This is a genomic window from Mesorhizobium sp. M0018 (assembly GCF_040323955.1).
GTDB lineage: Bacteria > Pseudomonadota > Alphaproteobacteria > Rhizobiales > Rhizobiaceae > Mesorhizobium.
Genome location: NZ_JAMYVL010000008.1, coordinates 16,869 through 38,719 on the forward strand (window position 1 = coordinate 16,869; position 21,851 = coordinate 38,719).

General features: G+C 60.9%; 19 protein-coding genes. 9 read left to right on the forward strand and 10 right to left on the reverse strand.

Features of this window, described 5'->3' with window-relative positions; translation table 11 throughout:
* The first annotated feature begins 67 nt into the window (after positions 1-67).
* Entirely contained in the window at positions 68-2,287 is a 2,220-nt protein-coding gene (locus tag NKJ81_RS13085) for an adenylate/guanylate cyclase domain-containing protein (protein WP_352540683.1), read from the forward strand.
* A 42-nt stretch (positions 2,288-2,329) separates the two neighbouring features.
* On the opposite strand, the gene NKJ81_RS13090 is transcribed toward NKJ81_RS13085, so the two are convergent.
* The 6 genes from NKJ81_RS13090 to NKJ81_RS13115 all read right to left on the reverse strand — a co-directional run bounded on the left by NKJ81_RS13090 (position 2,330) and on the right by NKJ81_RS13115 (position 8,722).
* Positions 2,330-2,842 carry a YHS domain-containing (seleno)protein gene (locus NKJ81_RS13090; RefSeq protein ID WP_352540684.1) on the reverse strand — a complete coding sequence of 171 codons (513 nt, stop codon included), beginning with the start codon at positions 2,840-2,842 and terminating at the stop codon, positions 2,330-2,332.
* A gap of 27 nt (positions 2,843-2,869) precedes the next feature.
* Positions 2,870-3,538 carry an ankyrin repeat domain-containing protein gene (locus tag NKJ81_RS13095; RefSeq protein ID WP_352540685.1) on the reverse strand — a complete coding sequence of 223 codons (669 nt, stop codon included), beginning with the start codon at positions 3,536-3,538 and terminating at the stop codon, positions 2,870-2,872.
* A gap of 617 nt (positions 3,539-4,155) precedes the next feature.
* Positions 4,156-5,355, reverse strand: a complete 1,200-nt coding sequence (locus tag NKJ81_RS13100; protein WP_352540686.1) for a mandelate racemase/muconate lactonizing enzyme family protein — start codon at positions 5,353-5,355, stop codon at positions 4,156-4,158.
* A 17-nt stretch (positions 5,356-5,372) separates the two neighbouring features.
* Positions 5,373-6,734, reverse strand: a complete 1,362-nt coding sequence (locus NKJ81_RS13105) for a mandelate racemase/muconate lactonizing enzyme family protein (protein ID WP_352540687.1) — start codon at positions 6,732-6,734, stop codon at positions 5,373-5,375.
* Between the two features lie 56 nt (positions 6,735-6,790).
* Positions 6,791-7,957, reverse strand: coding sequence for a mandelate racemase/muconate lactonizing enzyme family protein (locus NKJ81_RS13110; RefSeq protein ID WP_352540688.1), 1,167 nt, complete (start codon positions 7,955-7,957; stop codon positions 6,791-6,793).
* 54 nt (positions 7,958-8,011) lie between these two features.
* The gene (locus NKJ81_RS13115; protein WP_352540689.1) at positions 8,012-8,722 is read right to left on the reverse strand and encodes a GntR family transcriptional regulator; all 711 of its coding nucleotides are present in this window, start codon (positions 8,720-8,722) and stop codon (positions 8,012-8,014) included.
* A 209-nt stretch (positions 8,723-8,931) separates the two neighbouring features.
* On the opposite strand from NKJ81_RS13115, the gene NKJ81_RS13120 reads away from it, so the two are divergent.
* From NKJ81_RS13120 to NKJ81_RS13145, 6 genes are all read left to right on the forward strand, one after another.
* Complete coding sequence (locus NKJ81_RS13120) at positions 8,932-10,410, forward strand: ABC transporter substrate-binding protein (RefSeq protein ID WP_352540690.1); 1,479 nt, start codon at positions 8,932-8,934, stop codon at positions 10,408-10,410.
* A gap of 79 nt (positions 10,411-10,489) precedes the next feature.
* On the forward strand, positions 10,490-11,446 hold the full coding sequence (locus NKJ81_RS13125; RefSeq protein ID WP_352540691.1) for a carbohydrate ABC transporter permease: 957 nt from the start codon (positions 10,490-10,492) through the stop codon (positions 11,444-11,446).
* Positions 11,446-12,336: a carbohydrate ABC transporter permease gene (locus tag NKJ81_RS13130; protein WP_023679256.1), complete on the forward strand. Its 891-nt coding sequence runs from the start codon at positions 11,446-11,448 to the stop codon at positions 12,334-12,336. The genes NKJ81_RS13125 and NKJ81_RS13130 overlap by 1 nt, the downstream gene beginning before the upstream one ends.
* Positions 12,337-12,346: 10 nt before the next feature.
* Positions 12,347-13,444, forward strand: coding sequence for an ABC transporter ATP-binding protein (locus NKJ81_RS13135; RefSeq protein ID WP_352540692.1), 1,098 nt, complete (start codon positions 12,347-12,349; stop codon positions 13,442-13,444).
* A 33-nt stretch (positions 13,445-13,477) separates the two neighbouring features.
* Positions 13,478-14,641, forward strand: coding sequence for a mandelate racemase/muconate lactonizing enzyme family protein (locus tag NKJ81_RS13140; RefSeq protein ID WP_352540693.1), 1,164 nt, complete (start codon positions 13,478-13,480; stop codon positions 14,639-14,641).
* A gap of 22 nt (positions 14,642-14,663) precedes the next feature.
* A complete protein-coding gene (locus NKJ81_RS13145; RefSeq protein ID WP_352503627.1) occupies positions 14,664-15,413 on the forward strand; it encodes a ribonuclease activity regulator RraA in 750 nt (249 codons plus the stop codon).
* Here NKJ81_RS13145 and NKJ81_RS13150 read toward each other — a convergent pair whose 3' ends face one another.
* The 3 genes from NKJ81_RS13150 to NKJ81_RS13160 are packed head-to-tail and all read right to left on the reverse strand — an operon-like array spanning position 15,414 to position 18,979.
* Entirely contained in the window at positions 15,414-16,235 is an 822-nt protein-coding gene (locus tag NKJ81_RS13150) for an alpha/beta hydrolase (protein WP_502904285.1), read from the reverse strand.
* 11 nt (positions 16,236-16,246) lie between these two features.
* Positions 16,247-17,734 (reverse strand): NAD-dependent succinate-semialdehyde dehydrogenase, encoded by a 1,488-nt coding sequence (locus NKJ81_RS13155; RefSeq protein WP_352474435.1) that lies wholly within the window; start codon positions 17,732-17,734, stop codon positions 16,247-16,249.
* Positions 17,735-17,752: 18 nt separating this feature from the next.
* Positions 17,753-18,979, reverse strand: a complete 1,227-nt coding sequence (locus tag NKJ81_RS13160) for an iron-containing alcohol dehydrogenase (RefSeq protein ID WP_352503629.1) — start codon at positions 18,977-18,979, stop codon at positions 17,753-17,755.
* A gap of 323 nt (positions 18,980-19,302) precedes the next feature.
* Between NKJ81_RS13160 and NKJ81_RS13165 the strand changes: the two genes are divergently transcribed.
* Positions 19,303-20,004, forward strand: a complete 702-nt coding sequence (locus NKJ81_RS13165) for a GntR family transcriptional regulator (protein WP_352474438.1) — start codon at positions 19,303-19,305, stop codon at positions 20,002-20,004.
* Between the two features lie 151 nt (positions 20,005-20,155).
* Entirely contained in the window at positions 20,156-20,749 is a 594-nt protein-coding gene (locus NKJ81_RS13170; RefSeq protein WP_352540695.1) for a DJ-1/PfpI family protein, read from the forward strand.
* A 62-nt stretch (positions 20,750-20,811) separates the two neighbouring features.
* Here NKJ81_RS13170 and NKJ81_RS13175 read toward each other — a convergent pair whose 3' ends face one another.
* Positions 20,812-21,708, reverse strand: coding sequence for a GntR family transcriptional regulator (locus NKJ81_RS13175; RefSeq protein WP_352540797.1), 897 nt, complete (start codon positions 21,706-21,708; stop codon positions 20,812-20,814).
* Positions 21,709-21,851 lie beyond the last annotated feature (143 nt).

Sequence of the window (21,851 nt, forward strand, 5' to 3'; positions counted from 1 at the left end):
GAGAAACGGGTGTTGGCTGCTAAGTGTGTATGGTCTTGCCATTGGGCTTTCCTTATAATTCTGCCCAGTGGAACAGGTTCAACATCTCGAACGGAAGCTGGTCGCTATCCTCGCCGCCGACGTGGTGGGGTACAGCCGGCTGATGGGGCTGGACGAGACGGGCACACTCTCGCGGCTCAAGGCGCTCCGGCGCGAATTCATCGAACCCGCGATCGAGGGCTACCATGGCCGCATCGTCAAGCTCATGGGCGACGGCGCTTTGGTCGCGTTCGAGAGCGTCGTCGATGCCGTAGCATGCGCCGTTGAGATCCAACGGGTCACCGCGCAGCAGAACCTCGGTCTTCCCGAAGATACCCGGATCGTGTTCCGCATCGGGATCAACCTTGGTGACGTGATCCCCGACAAGGACGACTTCTACGGCGACGGCGTCAACATCGCGGCCCGGCTGGAAGGGCTGAGCGATCCTGGCGGCATCGTCATCTCGGGAACGGCCTACGATCAGGCTCACAACAAGCTCGGCCTGACCTTCAAGTCACTCGGCGAACAGCGTCTCAAGAACATTCCAGAGCGGGTCCGCGCCTATCGGGTTCTGCTGGAACAGACCGCAGGAGCCAATAAGTCGCGCTCTCGGCGATGGCCTGTGATCGGCGCCACGGTGCTCGTTCTGGCTCTGATAGCGGGGATTGCGGTGATTCTCTGGCCGCAAGCGATTGCCCTGCTGCCCGGTCACGGTTCCACCCCGGTCGGTTCGTCGGTCGGCAAGCCCTCCATCGCCGTGCTACCGTTTACCGATCTTAGCGAGAAGGCAGGCCAGGATTATTTTGCGGAAGGGCTCGCAGACGATCTCATCACCGATCTCTCGAAGATCTCGGGGCTCCTCGTCATCGCACGCAACTCCGCGTTCTCCTTCAAGGATCGATCCCTCGACGTCGACGAGATCGCGGCGCAGTTGAACGTCCGTTACGTGGTCGAGGGCAGCGTCCGGCGGGAGGAAGATCTAGTCCGCATCAATGTCCAGCTCATCGATGCCCAAACGGGGAGCAACATCTGGGCCGAGCGATACGACCGCGACTACTCCAGGATATTTGCACTTCAAGACGAAGTGATCGGGCGTATCGTTGAGGCACTTTCGGTGCGTCTGACGGAAGGCGAACGCGCGCAGATTGCTCGCCTCCCCACGCGAAGCCTGGAGGCATACGATTTCTACACCCGAGCCGAGCAGAAGGTTTATGTGGTCGACAACAGGTCTCTCGGAGAGACCCTGTCCCTGTATCAAAAGGCGATCAAGCTCGATCCTACGTTTGCAGATGCTTACTCGGGCTATGCCCGCGCCACGGTGGACGTGCTCGGCTTCGACTACCAGGTGCTCATGCTCAGCGCCGTCGCTCGCCAGCGCTCCTACGAAGCGGCAGGGCGGGCGCTGGAGCTCAATCCGCAATCTGCGCGCGCCTATGCCGTGCTCGGCATCCTGCAGATGCTGGACGGCGAATGGGACCAGGCGATCGCGTCGGTCCAGAAAGCCGTCGCGCTGGACCCGAACGGCGCGGAGGCGGAGCTCAATCGGGCGATCGTGCTGACCTACGCAGGACAGAACCTGGAGGCGCTGGCAGCGATGGAACGCGTGTTGCGGCTCGATCCCAAGCCGCGCGCTCAGGTCTTCGACTATTACGGCTTCGTGCTCTACATGAACCATCAGTACGAGAAGGCTTTGCAGGCGCTGAGCAAGGTCCAGCCGGGAGAGCGCAGCGACCTTGGTCTCGAAACGCTGGCCATGGCAAATGCGCGGCTTGGCCGCATGGCCGAGGCGCACGATGCGGCTGCATCAATCCTGAAAGAGATACCCGAACAGAACCTGGCTGGTTATCGTGTCGTTTACGCCCACCATCGGCGGCAAGAGGACCTCGATCACCGGCTGGGCGCCCTTCGCGCCGCGGGGATTCCCGAGCGGAGCTTCGATTTTCGCGGGCGGGAGGAGGACCGCCTGGGCGCCGCCGCGATCCGAGCCCTAACGGGCGATCGGACATGGGTAGGACATCAACACAATGGCGCAGCCTTCGTCATGGAGCTGAGCGCAAATGGAGATGTCGCACTGAGCTCGCAAAGCAGCATCATCACCGGCACGTCCAGCGTGGATGGCGACCTCTTCTGCACGCAATCCACCGCGACCTTGCTCGGCCGCAAGTTCTGCGCCCCGGTCTATCGCAATCCCCAAGGGAGCAGCGATACGCAGGACGAGTACGCTTGGCCGGACTCCGTCACAGTCTGGTATTTCTCGGTGTCTCCGTGACGGGCGCCATTCAACTTGCGGGCTCACGACATCGCGCCGGAGCTAGTTGGCCGCCGCTCTAGCCTCGAATTCCTTCGCCTCCACTGCGGGCCATTCGGCTTCCCCTTTCGCAATGACAGGCGCCGGGTTGGCATCGAAGTCTTCCTCCAGGCCCTCCTTTCCGGAGAACAGGAAGAGCTTGCCATTGACGATGCGGAAGGCTTCCGGGTCAAGGTTCGCGGATGCCTCCTTAACTGACATTCCCCCGGTGCAGAAGCCGCCGAACTGAGGGGCATAGCGCACCGGCTCGGAAACAAAGGCATCCCGGTGTTGGACGCTGGCGAAGTACCACGTTGCTCCGAGCCACTTCCTCGAGATCTTGGGCGAACCCATCGTCGCGCGACCGTCGGTGAAATATGCTACCGGATCATAACCCAGGATGGCGACATTGCCGAAGTATCCGGTGTTCACTCCGTCGCCGGCGTGGGATCCACCGGTGCCGAAGAGGAGGAGGGAGGCGGCGGCTACTCCCGCGCAAAGCAAACTGTCAAACGTTCTGGAACGGTTCTCTGTCATGTTCTCCTCCAGTAGCCTTTCTCGATGTCAGTTGCCGAGGGCGATGCACACCTTGTACGACGACCCCATCGTTTCCTTGGGTTGGCATTTTGCGCCGTGCTTCTTGAGCAAAACCATCACGTCGGTGCTCTGATAGAATGTCGCGCGGCTGAGAGGCGTGTACCCGTATTCCTGGATTGCCTCGACCTGTGCGCCGTGCGAGATCAACAGCTCCGCGATGGCCGTCTGGTTCTCTTCTGCTGCCACATGCAGCGGCGTGATCTTGTGCGTGCTCAACGCGTCGACCTCGGCCCCGTGGTCGAGCAGCAATTTTGCGATGTCCAGGCTTCCTGAGTAGGCTGCCGCATGTAGCGCGGTGAAGCCGCGATCGTTGCGGGCTTCGATGTCCGCCTTGGCCCCGATCAACGCAATGGCGACCTCGGTCTTGCCGGCAAGCGCCGCATCGATCAGCGGGGTCTGACGGCTCTCGTCGCGATCGTTCACATTGGCGCCTTGTGCCAGGAGTTCGGCAACCTTTCCGGCGTCGCCCTCCCGAGCAGCGTCGTTGAGCGGCCCGGCCGTCACCGCACCGACGGCAAACCAAGAAATGAAAGCAACGACCACAGCCCGACTGACAAGCCGAAGCCAACCGGTTTCGAAAAGCCTGACCCGGATCGGGAAGGCCCTCGCCAGCAACAATCGCCTGTAGACCGTCATCGTCTAACCCTCCGGGCGCGCTCGCCCGCGGATGGACGTATATGAGATCAGTCTAATACATTTGGCGCAGCGGAGCCATAGGGTGTCCGGCTTATACGCGAGTCGAAGTCGCGCGAGGCGCCCTGTGTCACCCCCGGCAGCGGGCTATCCGGGCACCAGCACCACGACCGCTAGAATGGCCATCAGCAGGCAGGCGGCCATGCCGATCATATCGTGCTGCCGGAAGCGCCAGACGGCGTGGCGAGCATTAGGACGCCGATCACGGCGATTTAGAGTGGAACGAGGTTCATCCTTTAAAAGGGCAGCCCACCAGCCTTGCGCTTGTGCGTAGGCGCGAAGTTTAGTGTCAGCTTCTTGATGGGCGCGCTGGCAGTGTCGCTTGGGGAGAACCCTGTGTTTCCGTAGAAAAAGGCGATGTCGAATTGACCGTCCTTCGCGAAAAGGGGGCCGAATGTCTGGAATGGGTCAAACCCGGGGGCCGCCACCCAGGCAATGTCCGCTTATGCGCCTGTAGTTACCCAAAGTGGACCGACGGCTTTCGGCCCCGAAACGGTCATTCCGGATGACAGGTTGCGTGAAGCAGTCCGCGCAGTGCAGGGTGGCGCAAGAAGGATGGTTCAGTCGAAGAAGCCTGCATCCTCGTCCCGGAGATACTTCCTGGCTGCTTCGGCGTCGATATCGAGGCCCAGCCCCGGCGCTTCCAGCAAGTCCACCATGCTGTCCTTCACGATCTGCGACGGCAGGCCGATTACGAGGTCCTCCCACCAGGGGTCGGAGGCGCTCGGGTATTCGAACGCGATGTAGTTGGCGGGCAGGGTGGCGCAGACATTGATCAGCGCGCCGAGGCCGAGAAGGCCGTTCGCGGTGCCGTGCGGTGCCATCAGGATCGAGTGCATACAGGCGTGCTCGGCGACCCATTTGAGCTCGGCAATGCCGCCAATATCGGCCGGATCGGGGCCGATGACGCGCACCGCCTGCGTTTCGATCAGCTCCTTGAAATTGTGCCGCAGGTAGATCTGCTCGCCGGTATGGATTGGCGTCGAGGTGGAGGTGGTCAACTCCCGATACGCCTGCGGATTGACCCACGGCACATAGTCGCCGGTCAGCATATCCTCGAGCCACATCAAATTGTACTTCTCGACCGCGCGAGCGAACTTGATCGCATCGGGCAGCATCCAGCCCGGGCCGCAGTCGAGCGCCAGGCTGACCTTGTCGCCCAGCACTTCCTTCATCGCGATCACGCAGTCGAGCATGTGGTTGAAACCGCGCTCGCTGATGACGCCCTGATCCATGGCACCGTGATAGCCAGCCTTCTTCTGCGTCACGCCGTAATGGAAGCCCTCGACGGTGTCCTTCATGTTGGAGTGGAACGAGATCCCCTGCTTGATCATGAAGAAATTCTGCGGCTGCTCCATCATCCATTTCACGTCAGCGGCGTAATCCTCCGGCCGGTCCCCCGTTCGCTTCTGGCGGATCGAGCCGTTATAGACGCGCACCTTGTCGCGCACCTTGCCGCCGAGCAGTTTGTAGGCCGGCACGCCTGCGGCCTTGCCGGCTATGTCCCACAGCGCATGCTCGATAGCGCTTACCGCCGCGCCATAGGGCTTGAAAGAGCCGCGTTGGCGGATCTTCAGCATCACCCGCTCGACGTCGGTAGGGTCCTCGCCGATCAGCGCCTCACGGAAATGCAGCACCCAAGGCTTGAGATAGGTCTTGGTGAACTCGACTTCGCCAAGGCCATAGAGGCCCTCGTCGGTAACGATGCGGACTATTGGGTGTCTGCCGATGACGGCGCAGCGGAGATCAGTGATCTTCATCTTCGGTTCTTTTCGCCTCAGCTCCAGATACGGTCCCAGGAATACTCGTTATCCCAGTGATCCGTGGGCTGCCAGATGCCGGTGACACCCGGCTGCAGATGCTGCGAGATCACCTCGTCGACGACGTTGTCAATCCCCAGGCCAGGTTTGTCCGGAACAGTGATAAAGCCGTCCTTCACGAGCGGCTTGGGAACGCCGGTGACGATATCGTCCCACCAGTCGACATCGGCAGAGTGGTATTCGAGCGCCATGAAGTTTTCGGTCGCGGTCGCGACATGTGCCGCGGCCATTGCGGCGATTGGACTTTCGGCCATATGGATGGCCATTGCGACGCCGTGGTCCTGGGCCATGTTGCCGATCTTCTTGGTCTCGAGGATGCCCCCGCTGGTGAGCAGGTCCGGGTGGATAATGGAGAGGCCGCCGCTCTTGAGCAGAGGCTCGAAGCCTTCCTTAAGGTAGATGTCCTCGCCGGTGCAGATCGGCACCGTAGTGGCGGCCTGCAGTTGCCGGAACTGCTCGGTGTACTGCCATGGGATCACATCCTCGAGCCAGGCCGGCACGTATTTTTCAATCCGCCTGGCGAGCCGAATGCCGTTCTGCAGCGAGATGTGGCCGACATGGTCAATGGCGAGCGGAATATCCATACCGATAACATCGCGAACCTCGGCAATGTACTGTTCAAGCAGGTCGAGGCCCTTGTCGGAAAAGTGGAGGCCGGTAAACGGATGGGGAACGTTATGCAAATCGTAAGCGGCATTGCGGGCGCGGCGCTCCTCCATGGTCTTGACCGGGCCGCGGCCGGGATGGATGCGGTACCCTTCAAGTGAGCCGGCAGGGGAGACGACCGCACCGGGTACATCCGCGATCTGCATCAGCCCCAGATCCATCTTGAGGAAGGTGAAGCCGAGCGCCATGCGCTGCTTGAGGCGCTTGCCGGTCTCGGTGCCGCTCGGCACGGTAGCGTCGGTGTCGCAATAGACGCGCACCTTCTCCCGAAACCGGCCGCCGAGCATCTGGTAGATGGGAACGCCATAGGCCTTGCCGGCGAGATCCCACAACGCGATCTCGACCGCCGAGACGCCGCCGCCTTGCCGGCCGTGGCCACCGAACTGCTTGATCCGGCGAAACAGGCGGTCGATGTCGCAAGGGTTCTCGCCAAGCAGCCGGCTCTTCAGCATCAGCGCGTAGGTGGCACTGGCGCCGTCGCGCACCTCGCCAAGCCCGACGATGCCCTGGTTGGTGTAAATCTTGAGCAGGGTCGAGGTGAACGGCGCGCCGACGATTTCGGCTACCCGCATGTCGGTGATGCGAAGCTGGGATGGCTTGGAGTTCGCGTTTACCCGATTGAGCGCTTCGTCGGCGCCACCTGTCTTTGCCATGACTTATCCTCGTTTTCGGCTTGTCGTCTCGCACCCGGGGCCGGCATAGAGTGTTGCTAGCCCAGCTCAATCTCGTGGGCCTGCAGGTAGTCGCGGTCCATCTCAATACCGAGACCAGGCTTCGACGACAGCTTGAGGCTGCCGTTCGAAATGTCGAGTGGTCTGTCGATCAGGTGATCGTATTTGCCCAGTTTCCATTCCGATGTTTCGAGTTTGTAGAAGTTGGGAACGGTCATCATCACCTGCGCTCCCGCAACCACGTTGATCGGTCCCGCGGCGTCATGTGGCGAGACCGGCACGTAGTAGGCTTCGCACAGCGCAGAAATCTTCTTGAGTTCGGTAATGCCGCCGGTCCAGGTAACGTCGGGCATGATGTAGTCGGCGAGCCTGTTCTCGAGTACCGGCACGAAATCCCACTTCGTGTGGCCGCGCTCGCCCCACGAGATGGCGGTATTGACCTTCTCACGTATCTGCTTGAGGGCGTTAAGGCTCTCGGGCGGGCAGGGCTCCTCAAACCAGTCGATCTGGCCGGACTCCTCGAGGCTCCGACAGAGGCGAATGGCGGTGGGGACATCGAAGCGGCCGTGCGCATCGATGAGAATGTCGACATCGGGTCCTGCCGTTTCGCGGATCAGAGCCGTGAGTTCGGCGGCCTCGCGCTCGTCCTTGCGGGTCATGCCGCCATCGAGGTAGCCGTCTCGCTGTTCGCGGGGCAGGCCATCGGCGCTGCGGCCCTGGTGGGGGTAGGGATCGAACTTGAGCGCAGTGTGTCCGGACTCGACAATGTCAAGAATTTCGCGGACCACAGCCTCCTTGCTGGTGAATTTGGCCTGGTTGGGATGGGTGTAGAGCGCGATTTCATCGCGTACCGGCCCGCCAAGCAGCTCGTAAATCGGCTTGCCGAGGACTTTGCCCCGGATGTCCCAGAGGGCAATATCGATGGCGCTCACGCATTCGACGGCGGCGCCGCGGCTTCCCATGTAGGTGAAGCTGCGGAAGATCTTGTGCCAGAGATGCTCGATACGCGCGGGATCCTCGCCTGTCACGGCGACGCCGATCTGCCGCAGGATCGTGCAGAGAGCGCGGTTGGCGAGCCTTGTCGTGGTGGTGATCTCTCCCCATCCACTCACTCCCTCGTCGGTCGTCACTTCGACGAACAGGAACTCTCCCCAGTAGGAAGCATCGGACTTGATCAGCCACGGCCGAATGCTCGTGATTTTCATCTTAACTACCTTTGCCTGGAAATGGTCAGCTAACGATGTTCTGGACTGGACATTCTATCCGGCCCGAGCGGCGTTGCGCGCTCGCATCTGTTCGAGAATATGCCGGCCCGAACCCTCGACATGGCGGGAAACGAGTTCGGCCGCCTTGTCGGCCTCTCCCGCCTTCACAAGCGCGATGAGTTCGCGGTGCTCGCGCATGATCGCGGCACGTCGCGCCAGCGTGAAATTGAAACGACGGCTCACGGCTCGCAGCACTTCGCGATGCTTCCACCAAAGCTCGGCTGCGTGGCGGTTGTAGTGCCGCTGGTACATCACGGTGTGGAAAGCGGTATCCAGCTCACTATGCCTGAATGTGTCGGCGAAATTGTTCTCTTCGATCAGGCCTTGGAGACGTTCGAGTTCGGCGATGTCCTCGCCGGTAGCCATATTCACAAACCATCGTGTCAGGGCTGGCTCGATCAGAACACCGATCTCGTAGATATCCCGGACAAAATCCTGATCAATGGGTCGCACGCGCGCCCCGCGGTTGGCGATAAAGGTGACAAACCCTTCGCCGCGCAACAACTGTAGGGCCTCGCGCACAGGATTGGTCGAAGTGCCGTGACGCCGGGCGAGATCGGTGACGACAAGCCGTTCGTTGGCAGCGAGCCGTCCCTCGATGATATCTTCCCTGATCAATTCATAAAGCGAGGCGCCCTCGCTGGAGGCCCCGATGGGATCGGTCCCCACCGGTGGCATCGCTTTGAAATCGCTTGTTTCGGCCAAGGCCGGGCTCCCCAATTTAATACATACCTTGCCCGATATCACACACGGCTTTCGCAAACAATGTACGATCCAGCGCGTTGACAGGCAATTCACGATCTGAAAACGTACCAAGCGATCGAGAGGATACACTGAGCTGGCAGAAGCATCCTCGCGATCGAAACGAGCAAGGACCGCTTTAGGGCGGCATGGGAGAACCAGGGAGGATACCTATGACGAGAATTGCGCTCGGCAGTGCCATCCTGCGCGGCACTGTCGCCACTGCTTTGATGGCATCCCTGACGTCTACATCGGCGCTGGGTGCACCGCCGGTCGACCTGAGCAAGTGGTCGCCGGAATATGTGCGCTCGATTGCGGGCACACAGGATTTTGACACGGCGGCCGATTGCGCCAAGGTCACCCCGCTCGACTACAAGGGGCGACTGACTTTCTGGTATCAGGGCGTGTTCGAGGGCGACCCGGACCTCCTGCGCCAGTACTACAAGGATTTCTTCGAGACCTTCCGCAAAACCTATCCGAACATCCAGCTCGAGGAACAAGCCCTCACCTATAACGACCTTCTCGACAAGTTCCGCACCGCGCTCCTGGGCAATGCCGCGCCTATGGCGGTCCGCCTGCAAATCCTGGGCGGTACCGAGTTCGCCTCAAAGGGCTATCTGCAGCCGCTCAAGCCAGAGGATGTGGGGTATTCGACCGAGGATTTCTGGCCCGGCGCCATGAAGGCAGTGACCTGGGAGGGCGTGACCTACGGCATTCCGACCAACAACGAGACGATGGCGTTCATCTGGAACGCCGACATCTTCAAGCGTGCCGGCCTCGATCCGGACAAGCCGCCGGCAACGTGGGACGACGTGGTCAAGTATTCCAAGCAGATCCACGACAAGCTCGGCATTGCCGGATATGGTCTCGTGGCTCGCAAGAATGCCGGCAATACGCCGTACCGCTTCATGCCACAGCTGTGGGCATATGGCGGAGGCGTCTTCGACGAAGCGACGCCGAACCCGACCTATGAGCAGGTCCAGCTCGATAGCCCGCAAAGCAAGGCAGCGCTGCAAGCCTCCTACGACATGTATGTTCGCGACAAGTCGGTTCCGGTTTCGGCACTCACCAATCAGCAGGCCGATAATCAGCCCCTGTTCGTCGCTGGCCAGCTCGGCATGATGATCTCGCACCCGTCGGATTACAACGTCATGCTCGACCTGCAGAAAAAGGCGACGGGCACCGACAAGGACAAGGCGCAGACGGTCATCGACAACATGCGCTACGGCCTGATCCCGACTGGTCCCGACGGCAAGCGCGCCGTCGTGTTCGGCGGCTCGAACATTCACATCCTGAAACCCGAATATGTCGAGGGCGGCAAGGTAGACGAGCCGGCCGCGAAAGCTATCATCTGCATGTGGACGAGCCCTGAATGGTCGCTGAAGATGGCCTACGCCGGATCAAACCCTGGCAACCTCAACGGCTTCAAGACCAAATGGATGAAGGAACGTCTGGACAACATCAAGTTCCTCGACGTCACCACCTCGATGCTGCCATACGGCATCCCGTTCCCAGCTCTGCCGCAGGCCCCCGAGATCATGAACATCATCATCCCGGACATGCTGCAGAATGCCCTGACCGGAGCGATGACCGTCGACGAGGCAGCGGACGACGCGGCCAAGAAGGTAAAAGACCTGATGGGCGGACTCTAGTCCAAGCCACACCTACGACCTGGACCGGCTGCGCCGCTGGCGCAGCCGCAGCGTTCCGAAGAAAAAGGGCACGCCACAAGTGACGATCGTGACCGGCAAGGCCGAGGCTCGCCGAAGATTGCAACCCGGTTGGTCCGGCGCGCTGCGGAAGGTCTGGGAGCATCGCGCGGACTACGCGTACGTGCTCCCAGCGATCGCCGTGATGCTCATCGTCATCGCCTATCCGATCTACTACACGGTCGAGCTGTCGTTCTTTAAGACACCGCCTGGCCTGCAACTCCGCGACAAGACCTTCATCGGCTTCGACAACTACACGACCATCCTCACCAGTCAGGTGTTCTGGAAAGTCACCTGGAACACACTGATCTGGACTCTGGGGTCAACTTTCATCTCCTTTGTCCTGGGGTTTGCCACAGCGCTGGCGCTCCACCGCGACTTCATCGGCCGTGGTGTCCTGCGCGCCGTCCTGATCATCCCTTGGGTCATCAGCGCCGTCGCCGCCTCCTACATCTGGAAGTGGATCTACCATTCGGACTTCGGGATCATCGGCGCGGTGCTGGTCGGCCTCGGATTGGCCGCCCATCCGCCGAATTTCATCGACAATGTCAGCACGGTGCTGCCCTCCCTGATCGTCGTCAATATCTGGCGCGAGTTTCCGTTTGCCATGATCATGATGATGGCCGGCCTGCAGACAGTCCCCGACCAATTGCTGCGCGCCGCAAAAGTTGATGGTGCCAATGCATGGCAGCGCTTTTGGCACGTCACCTTCCCGCACTTGCGCAACGTCTCGGTGGTGACGATGCTGCTGCTCGCGGTGGCCAACTTCAATTCCTTCATCATCCCCTGGATCATGACCGGCGGCGGGCCGTCGAACGCATCGCATATCTGGATAACCCACATTTATGAGCTCGCCTTCGGACGGCAGCGCTGGGGCGTGGCATCGGCCTATTCGGTGCTCCTGTTCTTCACCCTGATGACGCTGGGCTACTTCTACGTCCGTGCGTTAAGCGGCAACGAGCGGAAAGAGGGGAGCTGATGAGCACGATTGCCGAGACAGCACCTCGAGCCCAGACCCGTCGCCGTATGCGCGTCGACGGATGGCGGTGGGCCGGGCGCATATTCCTCGTGTTCATGCTGCTTTATACCGCGTTGCCGATGATCTGGATGCTGATCACCTCGATCAAGTCCGGATTCGCGGCGACGCAATTCCCGCCGCAATGGTGGCCGGACGAACCTACCCTCGCCAGCTACCAGAAACTGCTCGATCCGCAGAACAGCGTCGGCCAGGACTTCCTCCGGTTCTTCTGGAACAGCCTTTTCGTGTCGACCGTCACGACAATCCTTTCGGTGATCGTGGCTGTCCCAGCGGCCTACGCGTTTTCGCGCTTCAGTTTCCCCGGCCGGAATTTCCTGTTCTTTGCCGTGCTGCTGCGCAACATGTTCCCGGCGGTGATCTTTCTCGTGCCACTCTTCATCCTGATGCGCGCCATCGGTCTGATAAACACGCATGGCTCACTGATACTCACCTATCTCACCTTTGGCCTGCCGCTGGCGATCTGGCTGCTCAAGGGCTTTTACGACAATATCCCGGTGCAGCTTGAGCAGGCGGCGCGCATCGATGGCGCAACACGGTTCCAGGCCTTCATCATGATCGTGATGCCGCTCTCGACGCCGGGGATCATCGCCACCGCAATCTATTCCTTCATCGGTGCGTGGAACGAGTACATCTACGCCTACACCTTCCTCTCCAAGAACGAGCAGTTGACCCTGCCGGTCGGCATCCAACGCTTCTTCTCGGAAAATACGACGGACTTTCCGGGCCTGATGGCGGCCAGCTTCATGATGAGCGTGCCCGTCGTGGTGCTGTTCCTGGTCCTGCAACGATACTTCGTACGCGCCCTTACAGAAGGCGCGGTCAAGCACTAGGGAGTTGCCGATGGCCCACGTGGTCCTCCAAGATCTCGTCAAGAGCTATGGCAGCTTCAAAGCTGTCAACCACGTCTCGCTGACGGTCAATGACGGGGAGTTCGTTGCGCTCGTCGGGCCTTCAGGCTGCGGCAAGACAACCACGCTCAATCTCGTCGCTGGGCTGACCCCGATCACAGCGGGCGACATCATCATCGGCGAGCGCGTGGTCAACGACCTCGACCCCAAGGACCGGGACATCGCAATGGTGTTCCAGAACTACGCGCTCTACCCGCAGAAATCGGTCTACAAGAACCTGGCGTTCCCGCTTCAGATGCGCAAACTCCCCAGGGACGAGATCGACAAGAAGGTCAAGGAAGCGGCGCGAGTGCTCGACATGACGCACCTGCTCGAGCGCAAGCCGCGCGAACTGTCGGGCGGGCAGCAGCAGCGTGTGGCCCTTGGCCGTGCCCTCGTTCGCGACCCCGCCGTGTTCCTCATGGACGAGCCACTGTCTAACCTCGATGCCAAACTGCGCGTGCAGATGCGGTCGGAGATCAAGCGTTTCCACCAGGACCTCAAGGCGACGATCATCTATGTGACGCACGACCAGCTCGAAGCCGTGACCATGGCTGACAAGATGGCGGTGATGAATGGCGGCTACCTGCAGCAATACGATTCACCGGCGCAGGTCTTTGCCCATCCGGTGAACATGTTCGTGGCCAGCTTCATCGGCAGCCCGGCGATGAGCCTTATTCCGTTAGAGGCCTCGATGGCAAACGGCAACACGGTGTTGACCGGCGCCGAGGGCTGGCGCCTTGAGCTCTCACCGCGCAATGCCCAGAAGGTGGCGAAAGCGACGACCACGAAAGTCGTGCTCGGCGCACGTCACTCGACGATCAAGCTCCACAAGAGTGCGGTCCCTGGTTCCATTCCGGCCAAGGCCTACACGGTGGAACCGACCGGCGACGTCACCTTCGTCCAGGCGTTCCTGTCCGGCGCCATCGTCAACGTCAGCGTGCCGCCGAACATTGCCGTCGCGCCCGACGAGCAGATCTGGCTCGAGTTCGACCAGGAGCGGATGCATCTGTTCGATGGCGAAACTGAAATGGCCCTCAAGGCAAACTGAGATAGGGCGAATGCGCGTGAAACGTGGGCGTGGATGACTGAGAAGCTTAAGATCACCGCGATCAAGCCCTATCCGGTGTGGGTAGGAACGCGCAACCAGATGCTCGTCAAGGTCGAGACCGACCTGGGCATCTTCGGCTGGGGCGAGAGCGGCTTGAGCGGTCGCGAGAGGGCCGTGGCCGGCGCGGTCGAGCACTATCGCGAGTTTCTCATCGGCCGTGACCCGATGCAGATCGGGCGGATTTGGCAGGAGATTTACCGCAGCCAGTACTTCGAAGGCGGGCGAGTCCTTCAGGCGGCGATTTCCGCCATCGACATCGCCCTTCACGACATCAAGGGCAAGGCGCTGGGCGTGCCGGTCTACGAGCTGCTGGGCGGCAAGCAGCGCGACCGCATTCCCACCTTTGCCTCGACCGGCGACGAGGCCGAGGGCGACGTTGCCATCGAACGGGCCCGCGAACTTCGCGCGCAGGGGTGGCAGGCGATCCGCTTCTTCCCCTTCGGGCAAAACAGCAAGGACATCTTCGAGCCGCGCGAGTCCATCGGCGCTACCGCAAGTATGCTGAACAAGGCGCGCGAGGCGCTGGGCAGCGACGTGGTCCTCGGCCTCGACTATCATCATCGGCTGTCGGTGGCAGAGGCCGCGAGCTTCTGCAACAAGCTCGGTCGCGGCGTGCTTGATTTCCTCGAGGAGCCGATACGGGCCGAAACGCCGGAGGCCTATGAATCGCTGCGCACGATGACCGAAATCCCCTTTGCCATAGGCGAGGAATTTGCCAGCAAGTGGCAGTTCCTGCCCTACATCGAGCGCGGCATCCACCAGTTCAACCGGATCGATGTTTGCAATGTCGGCGGGCTCACCGAGGCGATGAAAATCGCTGGCTGGAGCGAGGCGCATTATGTGGACCTGATGCCGCACAATCCGCTTGGCCCAGTGTGCACGGCCGCGACCGTGCATCTCGCCGCCGCGGTACCCAACTTCGCATGGCTCGAGACCAGGGCGCCCGAAACAAAGCTGGGCTTCGACAATTCCGACTTCTTCCCCGTGCAACCACGGCTCGACGGGACCGATTACCCGGTCGGCGATCTGCCGGGGCTCGGCGTCGAGGTCAACGAAGTTGCGGTCCAGGCGCAGAGTTTGCGTTTCTGGGAAGCGCCTCACCTTAAGCGCCGCGACGGTTCTGTTGCGAACTGGTAGTTCCATTCAATCGGAGTCCACAATGACACATACTTCCGACATCATGCGGCCGCCTAAGGACCTGATCGACGCACTCAGGGAGATCGGCGCCGCGACGGTTGCCGGCACGCTTGGCCATATGGGTTTCCGCAATCCGCACATGGTCGGTCCGGTGGCGCAAAACCACGGGAAGTCGATCGTCGGGCCGGCGCTGACGCTGCAGTTCCTGCCGCAGCGGCCGGACCTCTTCACCGAAGGAGAATATGCCGATCCGGAGACACAGCTGCACCGGCACGTGCTCTATCACGCGCAGGAGGGCGATGTGGTCGTGGTCGACGCGCGCGGCGACATGAGCTCGGGCGTCTTCGGCGATATGATGTCGACGTATTTCAAGGGCAGGGGCGGGGCCGGTATCGTCATCGATGGGTGCATGCGCGACCGGCCCAATGTCGAAAAGCTCGACCTGCCCCTATGGCTGCGCGGCTGGACGCCAAACTATCATGTGCAGACCAGCATCTATCCCAATGCCGTCAACGTTCCGATTGCCTGCGGCGGTGTCACGGTGATCCCGGGCGACATCATCGTCGCCGACGACGACGGGGTGGTGGTGCTTCCCGTCGTGATGGCCCCGAAGGTGATCGAAGAATCACAGAAGCATCATGATTGGGAGGAGTTTTCGCGAGCGAAGCTCATGGAGGGCGGGCCGTTGCAACGCTACTATCCGCTGCATGACGATGCCCGCGGAGAGTACGAGGAGTGGCGCAAAACAAATCGCCTGGAGAACCCGAGTTAGTCAGCAGGCCTTGGCGATCAGTTTTGCCAGGCAATCGCCAGCCTCGGTCCCCGGCACGCCAAGATCTCTGACACTGTCCATGTGGTTGCGGTTCGGGAGCGCATGCGACGTTACCAACGATCCCTGCCGCAGCAAGCTTGCTTTCAATCGATCGGCTTGCTGATGGAAGGGTGGCGTCTCGTTGGCTCCGACCAGAACCGCCGCCTTGGTTTGAGCATCATGCCGACAGGCGAGAGGTGTGAACATGGCGACTTCCTCGTCGGTTATTCCAATCTCGTTGGCGAGAAAGGAATCCTGGAGCGGCTTCAAATCATAGAGTCCGCTCAGGAGAAGGGCTGCCCTCACATTCGAGGGGGTATGCTCGCCCTCGAACAGAAACGTTGCAAGATGGGCTCCTGCCGAATGACCACTGACAGTCAGGGCCGCCGGGCTTCCGCCATGATCGGCGATGTTGGCCAGGACCCACTGCTTGGCGCGGCGCACCTGGTCGACGATCCTCGCCATTCGGACCTTGGGCATCAGAGCATAATCGAGGATGACGGCGATGGCCCCGGCTTGGGTAATCGTCGTCGCCATATATGAATAGTCGCGCTTGGAGAACATTCTCCAGTAGCCGCCATGGACAAAGATGTGCACCGGTAGCGCCGTTCTTTTGCCCGCGGGAAAGAACAGGTCCATGGTCTCGGTCGGATCCGGTCCGTAGGCCACGTCGGCGGCCATCGGAATGGCGGCGCGGGCGACCTCGCTGCGGTCAACAATGTCCTGCACGATTTGGTCAAAATCAGCAACGTGGTCGCGGATGCGAAAGGGATCGCCTTGCATTCTTCTTCAGCTCACATGCTGACGGCGAGGTATTTCGCCTCCATGAACTCGGCAATGCCGTGATGCTGCCCTCCCTCGCGGCCGAGCCCACTTTGCTTGACGCCGCCGAAGGGAGCTGCCGGATCAGACATCAGCCCGCGGTTGAGAGCAATCATCCCGGCCTCGATGCGGGAAGCCACCCGCATGCCGCGCGCCAGATCGCGCGTGTAAATGTAGGCAGCAAGCCCATATTCGGTGTCATTGGCGCGTGCGATGACCTCGGCCTCCGTTTCGAAGCTCGAGATTGGCGCCACCGGCCCGAATATCTCCTCATGCGCCATCTTTGCGTCGCCCGGCACGTCGCGAAGCACCGTCGGAGGATAGAAGAAACCGCGCCCGGACAGGACTGAGCCGCCGCACATGACCCGCGCGCCGCGTGTGACCGCGTCGACGACAAGGCGGTCTATCTTCTCGACCGCCTTTTTCGTGATCATGGGCCCGCATTCCGTGTCCGGATCAGTGCCAGGGCCGACCTTGAGCGACGACATCCGCTTCTCGAGGCCATCGCAGAAGGCTTCGTAGATGCCAGATTGCACATAGAGGCGGTTTGCGGCCGTGCAGGCCTCGCCGGCGTTGCGCATCTTGGCCACCATTGCACCATCGAGCGCCGCTTCGAGATCGGCGTCGTCGAACACAATGAACGGTGCGTTGCCGCCCAGCTCCATGGAACACGAAACCACATGCCTGGCAGCCTCTGCCAGCAGAGCGCGACCCACACCCGTCGAACCGGTGAAGGAGAGTTTGCGCACCCGCGGATCGGCCAGCATGGCGGCTGTCAAAGGCCCGGGACTGGAGGTTGTCAGGACGTTGACCACCCCTGGTGGAACGCCCGCGTCCTGGTAGAGCGCGGCGAGCGCATAGGCGGTGAGGGGTGTCTCACTGGCTGGCTTCAGGATCACCGTGCATCCCGCGGCAAGTGCCGGCGCGATCTTGCGCGTCGCCATCGCGGCAGGAAAATTCCAGGGCGTGATCAGGATGCAGATGCCGACGGGTTCGTAGTCGACCACAATGCGATTGGTGCCGGAAGGCGCAGTACCGAATTCACCGGTAATGCGAACGGCCTCCTCGGCATTCCAACGGAAAAATTCCGCCGCGTAAGCGATCTCGCCTCGGGCATCCCGCAGGGCCTTGCCGTTTTCCAGTGCGATGAGAGTAGCCAGTGCCTCCGATCGTTCGGTCATCAGTTCAAAGCAGCGTCTGAGGATCTCGGAACGCTTTCGCGGCGGCGTTGTCCGCCAGCCATCGGCTGCCTTGGCAGCGGCTTCAACGGCAGTGGCGGCGTCGTTCACGGTCGCATCCGGCACAGCGGCGATGACAGCCTCGGTCGACGGATCAATGACCGGAATCACCCTGCCATCCGCGGACTGGCGCCATTGGCCGCCAATATACAGCCGGTGCGAGATTGTGTGGAAGTCGCTGACGCCCTGATCGTCAGTCAGAACCTGTGAAAACGTGTTCATCTCGATATTCCCGATTGTTTACATGACGCAGCTGGCGAGGTCGCCATCAAAGGCGGCCTGGACCAGACGTCGCATGGTCCGCAAATCGAATGGCCGCGGATTGTTCTTGATGAGGCGCTCGATAGCGATCGCCTGTTCCGCCGTCCAATCGAGCTTATCGGCGGGCAGCCCCAGCTCGGCCAACGTGGGGGTGATCCCGATTGCCCCAAACAGCCGGCTGACTTCGGCAATGGTCGCGTCGGCCAACTCGTCGGGCGTCCGGCCTTTACCATCGAGGCAGAGCGCGTTGGCGATCTCGGCCATCTCGGTCGCTGCGGCTGTTTTGTTGTACTTCATGACGTACGGCAACATGGTGGCGACACCCAATCCGTGAGCGGTGTGGGTTATCGCGCCGACCGGGTATTGCACGGCGTGCGCTGCCGCTGTGCCGGCCGTTCCGAACGCGCAGCCGGCGGCCAGTGCGCCCATCATCACGTCGGCCCGGGCGTCCTCGTCAGAGGGCCGGCGGTATGCCGTTTCAAGGCTTCGGCCAAGCAGCTTGATCGCCAGCAGGGCGAAGTGATCGGTCAAGGCGGTTTTGCCGATAAAGACATGGTTCTGCGGAAGGCCGGGATCGGTCCCACGCCTGGCGGCGGTGAAGGCCTCGATTGCATGCGTCAGCGCATCGGCGCCTGCGATTGCCGTCAATCCCGGCGGGCATGTCATCGTCAACTCAGGGTCGCAGATAGCCGCGGCCGCGATCAGATACGGGCTTGAGATGCCGACCTTCAGCGTGCGATCCGGATCCGAGATCACGGCAACCGGGGTGACCTCAGAGCCGGTGCCGGCTGTCGTCGGCACCGCGATCAGCGGCAGCGTCGGGCCGGGCACCTTGAACTCGCCGTAGTAATCCTGGAGCTGACCGCCGTGACTGATGAGCAGCGCGGCGCATTTGGCCATGTCGAGACAGCTGCCGCCGCCAATGCCGATCACCATGTCGGGCGCGAACTTCCGTGCTTCCTCGACGCAGACGGCAACGGTGTCCCGAGGAACGTCGGGCAGCACACGGTCATGCACCAGTACGTCTATCGAGGCGGCTCGCAGCGCCGCGACAATCTCTGCGAACGGGCCCGTTGCGGCAAAACGTTCATCGGTGCAGACAAGCGCGCGACGCCCGAGCCTGGCCGCGACAACCGGGATGACGTGGCGTTGGCCCTTCCCGAAGAGGATTTCGCGTGGCAGCCTTAGGGCAGCGAAAAGGCTCATGACCTGCATCCTGTGATGATGTCTGGATTGGAATGCGAGATGGCGTTCAACTCGGCCCCAAGGCCGGGTTCGATGTAAAACCCGTCTCGCAACGCGGTTGCGTATCGACGTGCCGAACCATCGTCCGCAACGCTGGCGGTCCGTTCAGCAGGTGAGGAAGCACGGGCTGCCAGGGCGGCACGCTGTTCCAGCAAGGCCACTGCAAATTCGATTGCTTTGTCTCCTAGCTGCCGCAAATGATATCCTCGATAAAATCGTATAGGATATAGGATTGCATTGGCCGGAGCATCGTGTTAGCAACTCAATGTGTCAAGAGGCAAAACATGCAGGCCATGAACTTACCCAGTCTAGACGAAGCGAACCTCGCCGGCGGGCGTATCCAGCGCTCCAGCAGCCTGGTTGAGGACGTCTACGAAGCGATCTTTGCGCAACTCATGTCCCTGAAGATTGCGCCGGGCTCGCGCATCACCGTCGACAGCCTGGTCAAGGAATTCAACGTATCCCACACGCCGATCCGCGAGGCGCTCGGCCGGCTCGAAGGCGAAGGCCTGGTGCTGAAGACGCATCTGATCGGTTACCGCGCTGCGCCGCAGATCACGAAACGGCGGTTTGACGAACTTTATGAGCTTCGCCTGCTGCTCGAACCTCATGGCGCAGCCAAGGCAGCCGCGCTCATGGACGAGGTAAAGCTCGCGCAGCTTCAGAAGTCGGCCGGCGTCATGGCGCGCCGTGAGGGCAAGGACGAGCGCCTGCGGTATTCCAACTTCGCCCGCCAGGATGCCATTTTCCATGACAAGGTCATGGAATTCGCCAACAACGAACTCGTGCGCGAGACATTGGCGCACCAGCACACCCACTTCCACATATTCCGCCTGATGTTCCATTCGCGCGTCACCGAGGAGGCGCTTGACGAGCATGAGGCCATCCTGGCCGCTTTCGCTGCGGCCGATCCTGCCGCTGCCGAGCAGGCGATGCGTCGCCATATCGAGCATTCCCGCGACCGTTTGTTGTTGGCGTTCGACTGAGACTGTCCCGATGTCCCCATACCCGCCGTTGACGGTCATCACGCAGGCCAGTGCCAACGAAGACTACTTCCCCGATTCACCCTTCTAGAAACTCAAACCTACCAGGCGAGTACAGGTCTCGCCCGGCCGTTGTCACAGGAAAGGAAGTACCATGCCAGGCAAAAAGATCCTGATGCTGACCGGTGAATTCACCGAGGAATACGAAATCTTCGTCTACCAGCAGGCGATGGAAGCGGTGGGCCACACCGTGCACGTCGTGTGCCCAGACAAAAGCGCCGGAGACCTGATCAAAACATCGCTGCACGATTTCGAGGGCGATCAGACCTACACCGAAAAGCTCGGCCACTATGCGCTGATCAACAAGACCTTTTCCGACGCTGAGAAGCAGATGGAGCAATACCACGCTGTTTACTGCGCCGGCGGTCGCGGGCCCGAATACATCCGCACCGACAAGCGCGTTCAGGCGATGGTGCGCCACTTCCACGAAACCAAGAAGCCGATCTTCACGATCTGCCACGGCGTGCAGATCCTGATTGCGGTGGACGGCGTCGTGCGTGGCAAGAAGGTCGGCGCACTGGCGGCTTGCGAGCCCGAAGTGACGCTTGCGGGCGGCACCTATATCGACCTGTCTCCAACGGAGGCATATGTGGATGGCACGATGGTTTCGGCAAAGGGCTGGACGGCCCTTGCAGCGTTCATCCGCGAATGTTTGAAGGTGCTGGGAACGGAAATCCGTCACGCGTAAGCGTTTGCTTCCGACGCGTTCCAGAGGATGCGTCGGTTCCCTTGAAGGGCGGGTCGACTACATCATTCAACAAGTCCGATAAGCGAACGCGTCAACGTTGCTCTTGCCGACGCCAGGTGCGCTCGGCAGGCCCGCTCAATCCGGTCAGATTCGCGGCTTTCGAGCGCATCGATATAGGCGAGATGCTCGAGGATTGCCGCCTGGTTGCGCTGCTTTTCGTCCTGCTTGTTCCACTGATAGTGGTAGTGAAAAATGAACGTGATGATGTCGTAGAAATCATCGATGAAGCGGTTCGGTGATGCCTCGTTTATGAGCCGGTGAAACCGGTTGTCCAGGCCGGAGAAGTCATGAAAACGGCCCTCAATTCGCTCCAGCAGGTCGGCATGCGCCATCTTGAGCGCAGCGAGTTTCGACCATAGGGGAGAACTGTGCGGCTGTAGTGAAAATAGTTGTGCCGAACGCAGTTCGAACATCACCCGGATCTCGAAGAGCTCAAGTGCAAAGTCTTCGGTGAAACCCTTGAAAAGCCAGCCTGAATTCGGCCGTTTCTCGATCAGTCCAAACCGGCTGAAGCGGATCAGGAATTCGCGAATTCCGTTGGTCGCAACGCTGAATTGGCGCGCAAGCTCGAGCTCATTGATGCTGGTGCCGGGCCTGGTGTCACCCCGCAGCATCCACTCCATGAATTGCTGTTCGACATGCTTGGCGCGAGGTGTGGTTTCGGCGTCCGGATAGTAATCGTTGTCGCTGACCGGGCGGCCCGTCGACCTGAGGCCGTGGCGTTCGGTGATAAGTTCGCGGTGAACCAGTTCCCGCAAAACCTTTCTGACGGTTGTGCGGCTGACGCAAATTCGCCGTCTAAGCTCATTTTCGGAAGGAAGTTCACCGGCCAGTTGCCCGTCGCGCAGCATATTCGCAGCTCGATTGAAGGCCTTCTTGTAGACGGTGTCGGTTCTCATCGGATTTCCTTGGGAACTATAGCTTGTCCTTTTAGCATGAACTTTATCCATAAAAAACAACTTGACCCGGCCTGGCCGGTTGTTTTTTATCGATAAGAAGAGGACCTGAACACGAATTGAGTTTTTGACGACGCGGCTCGTAC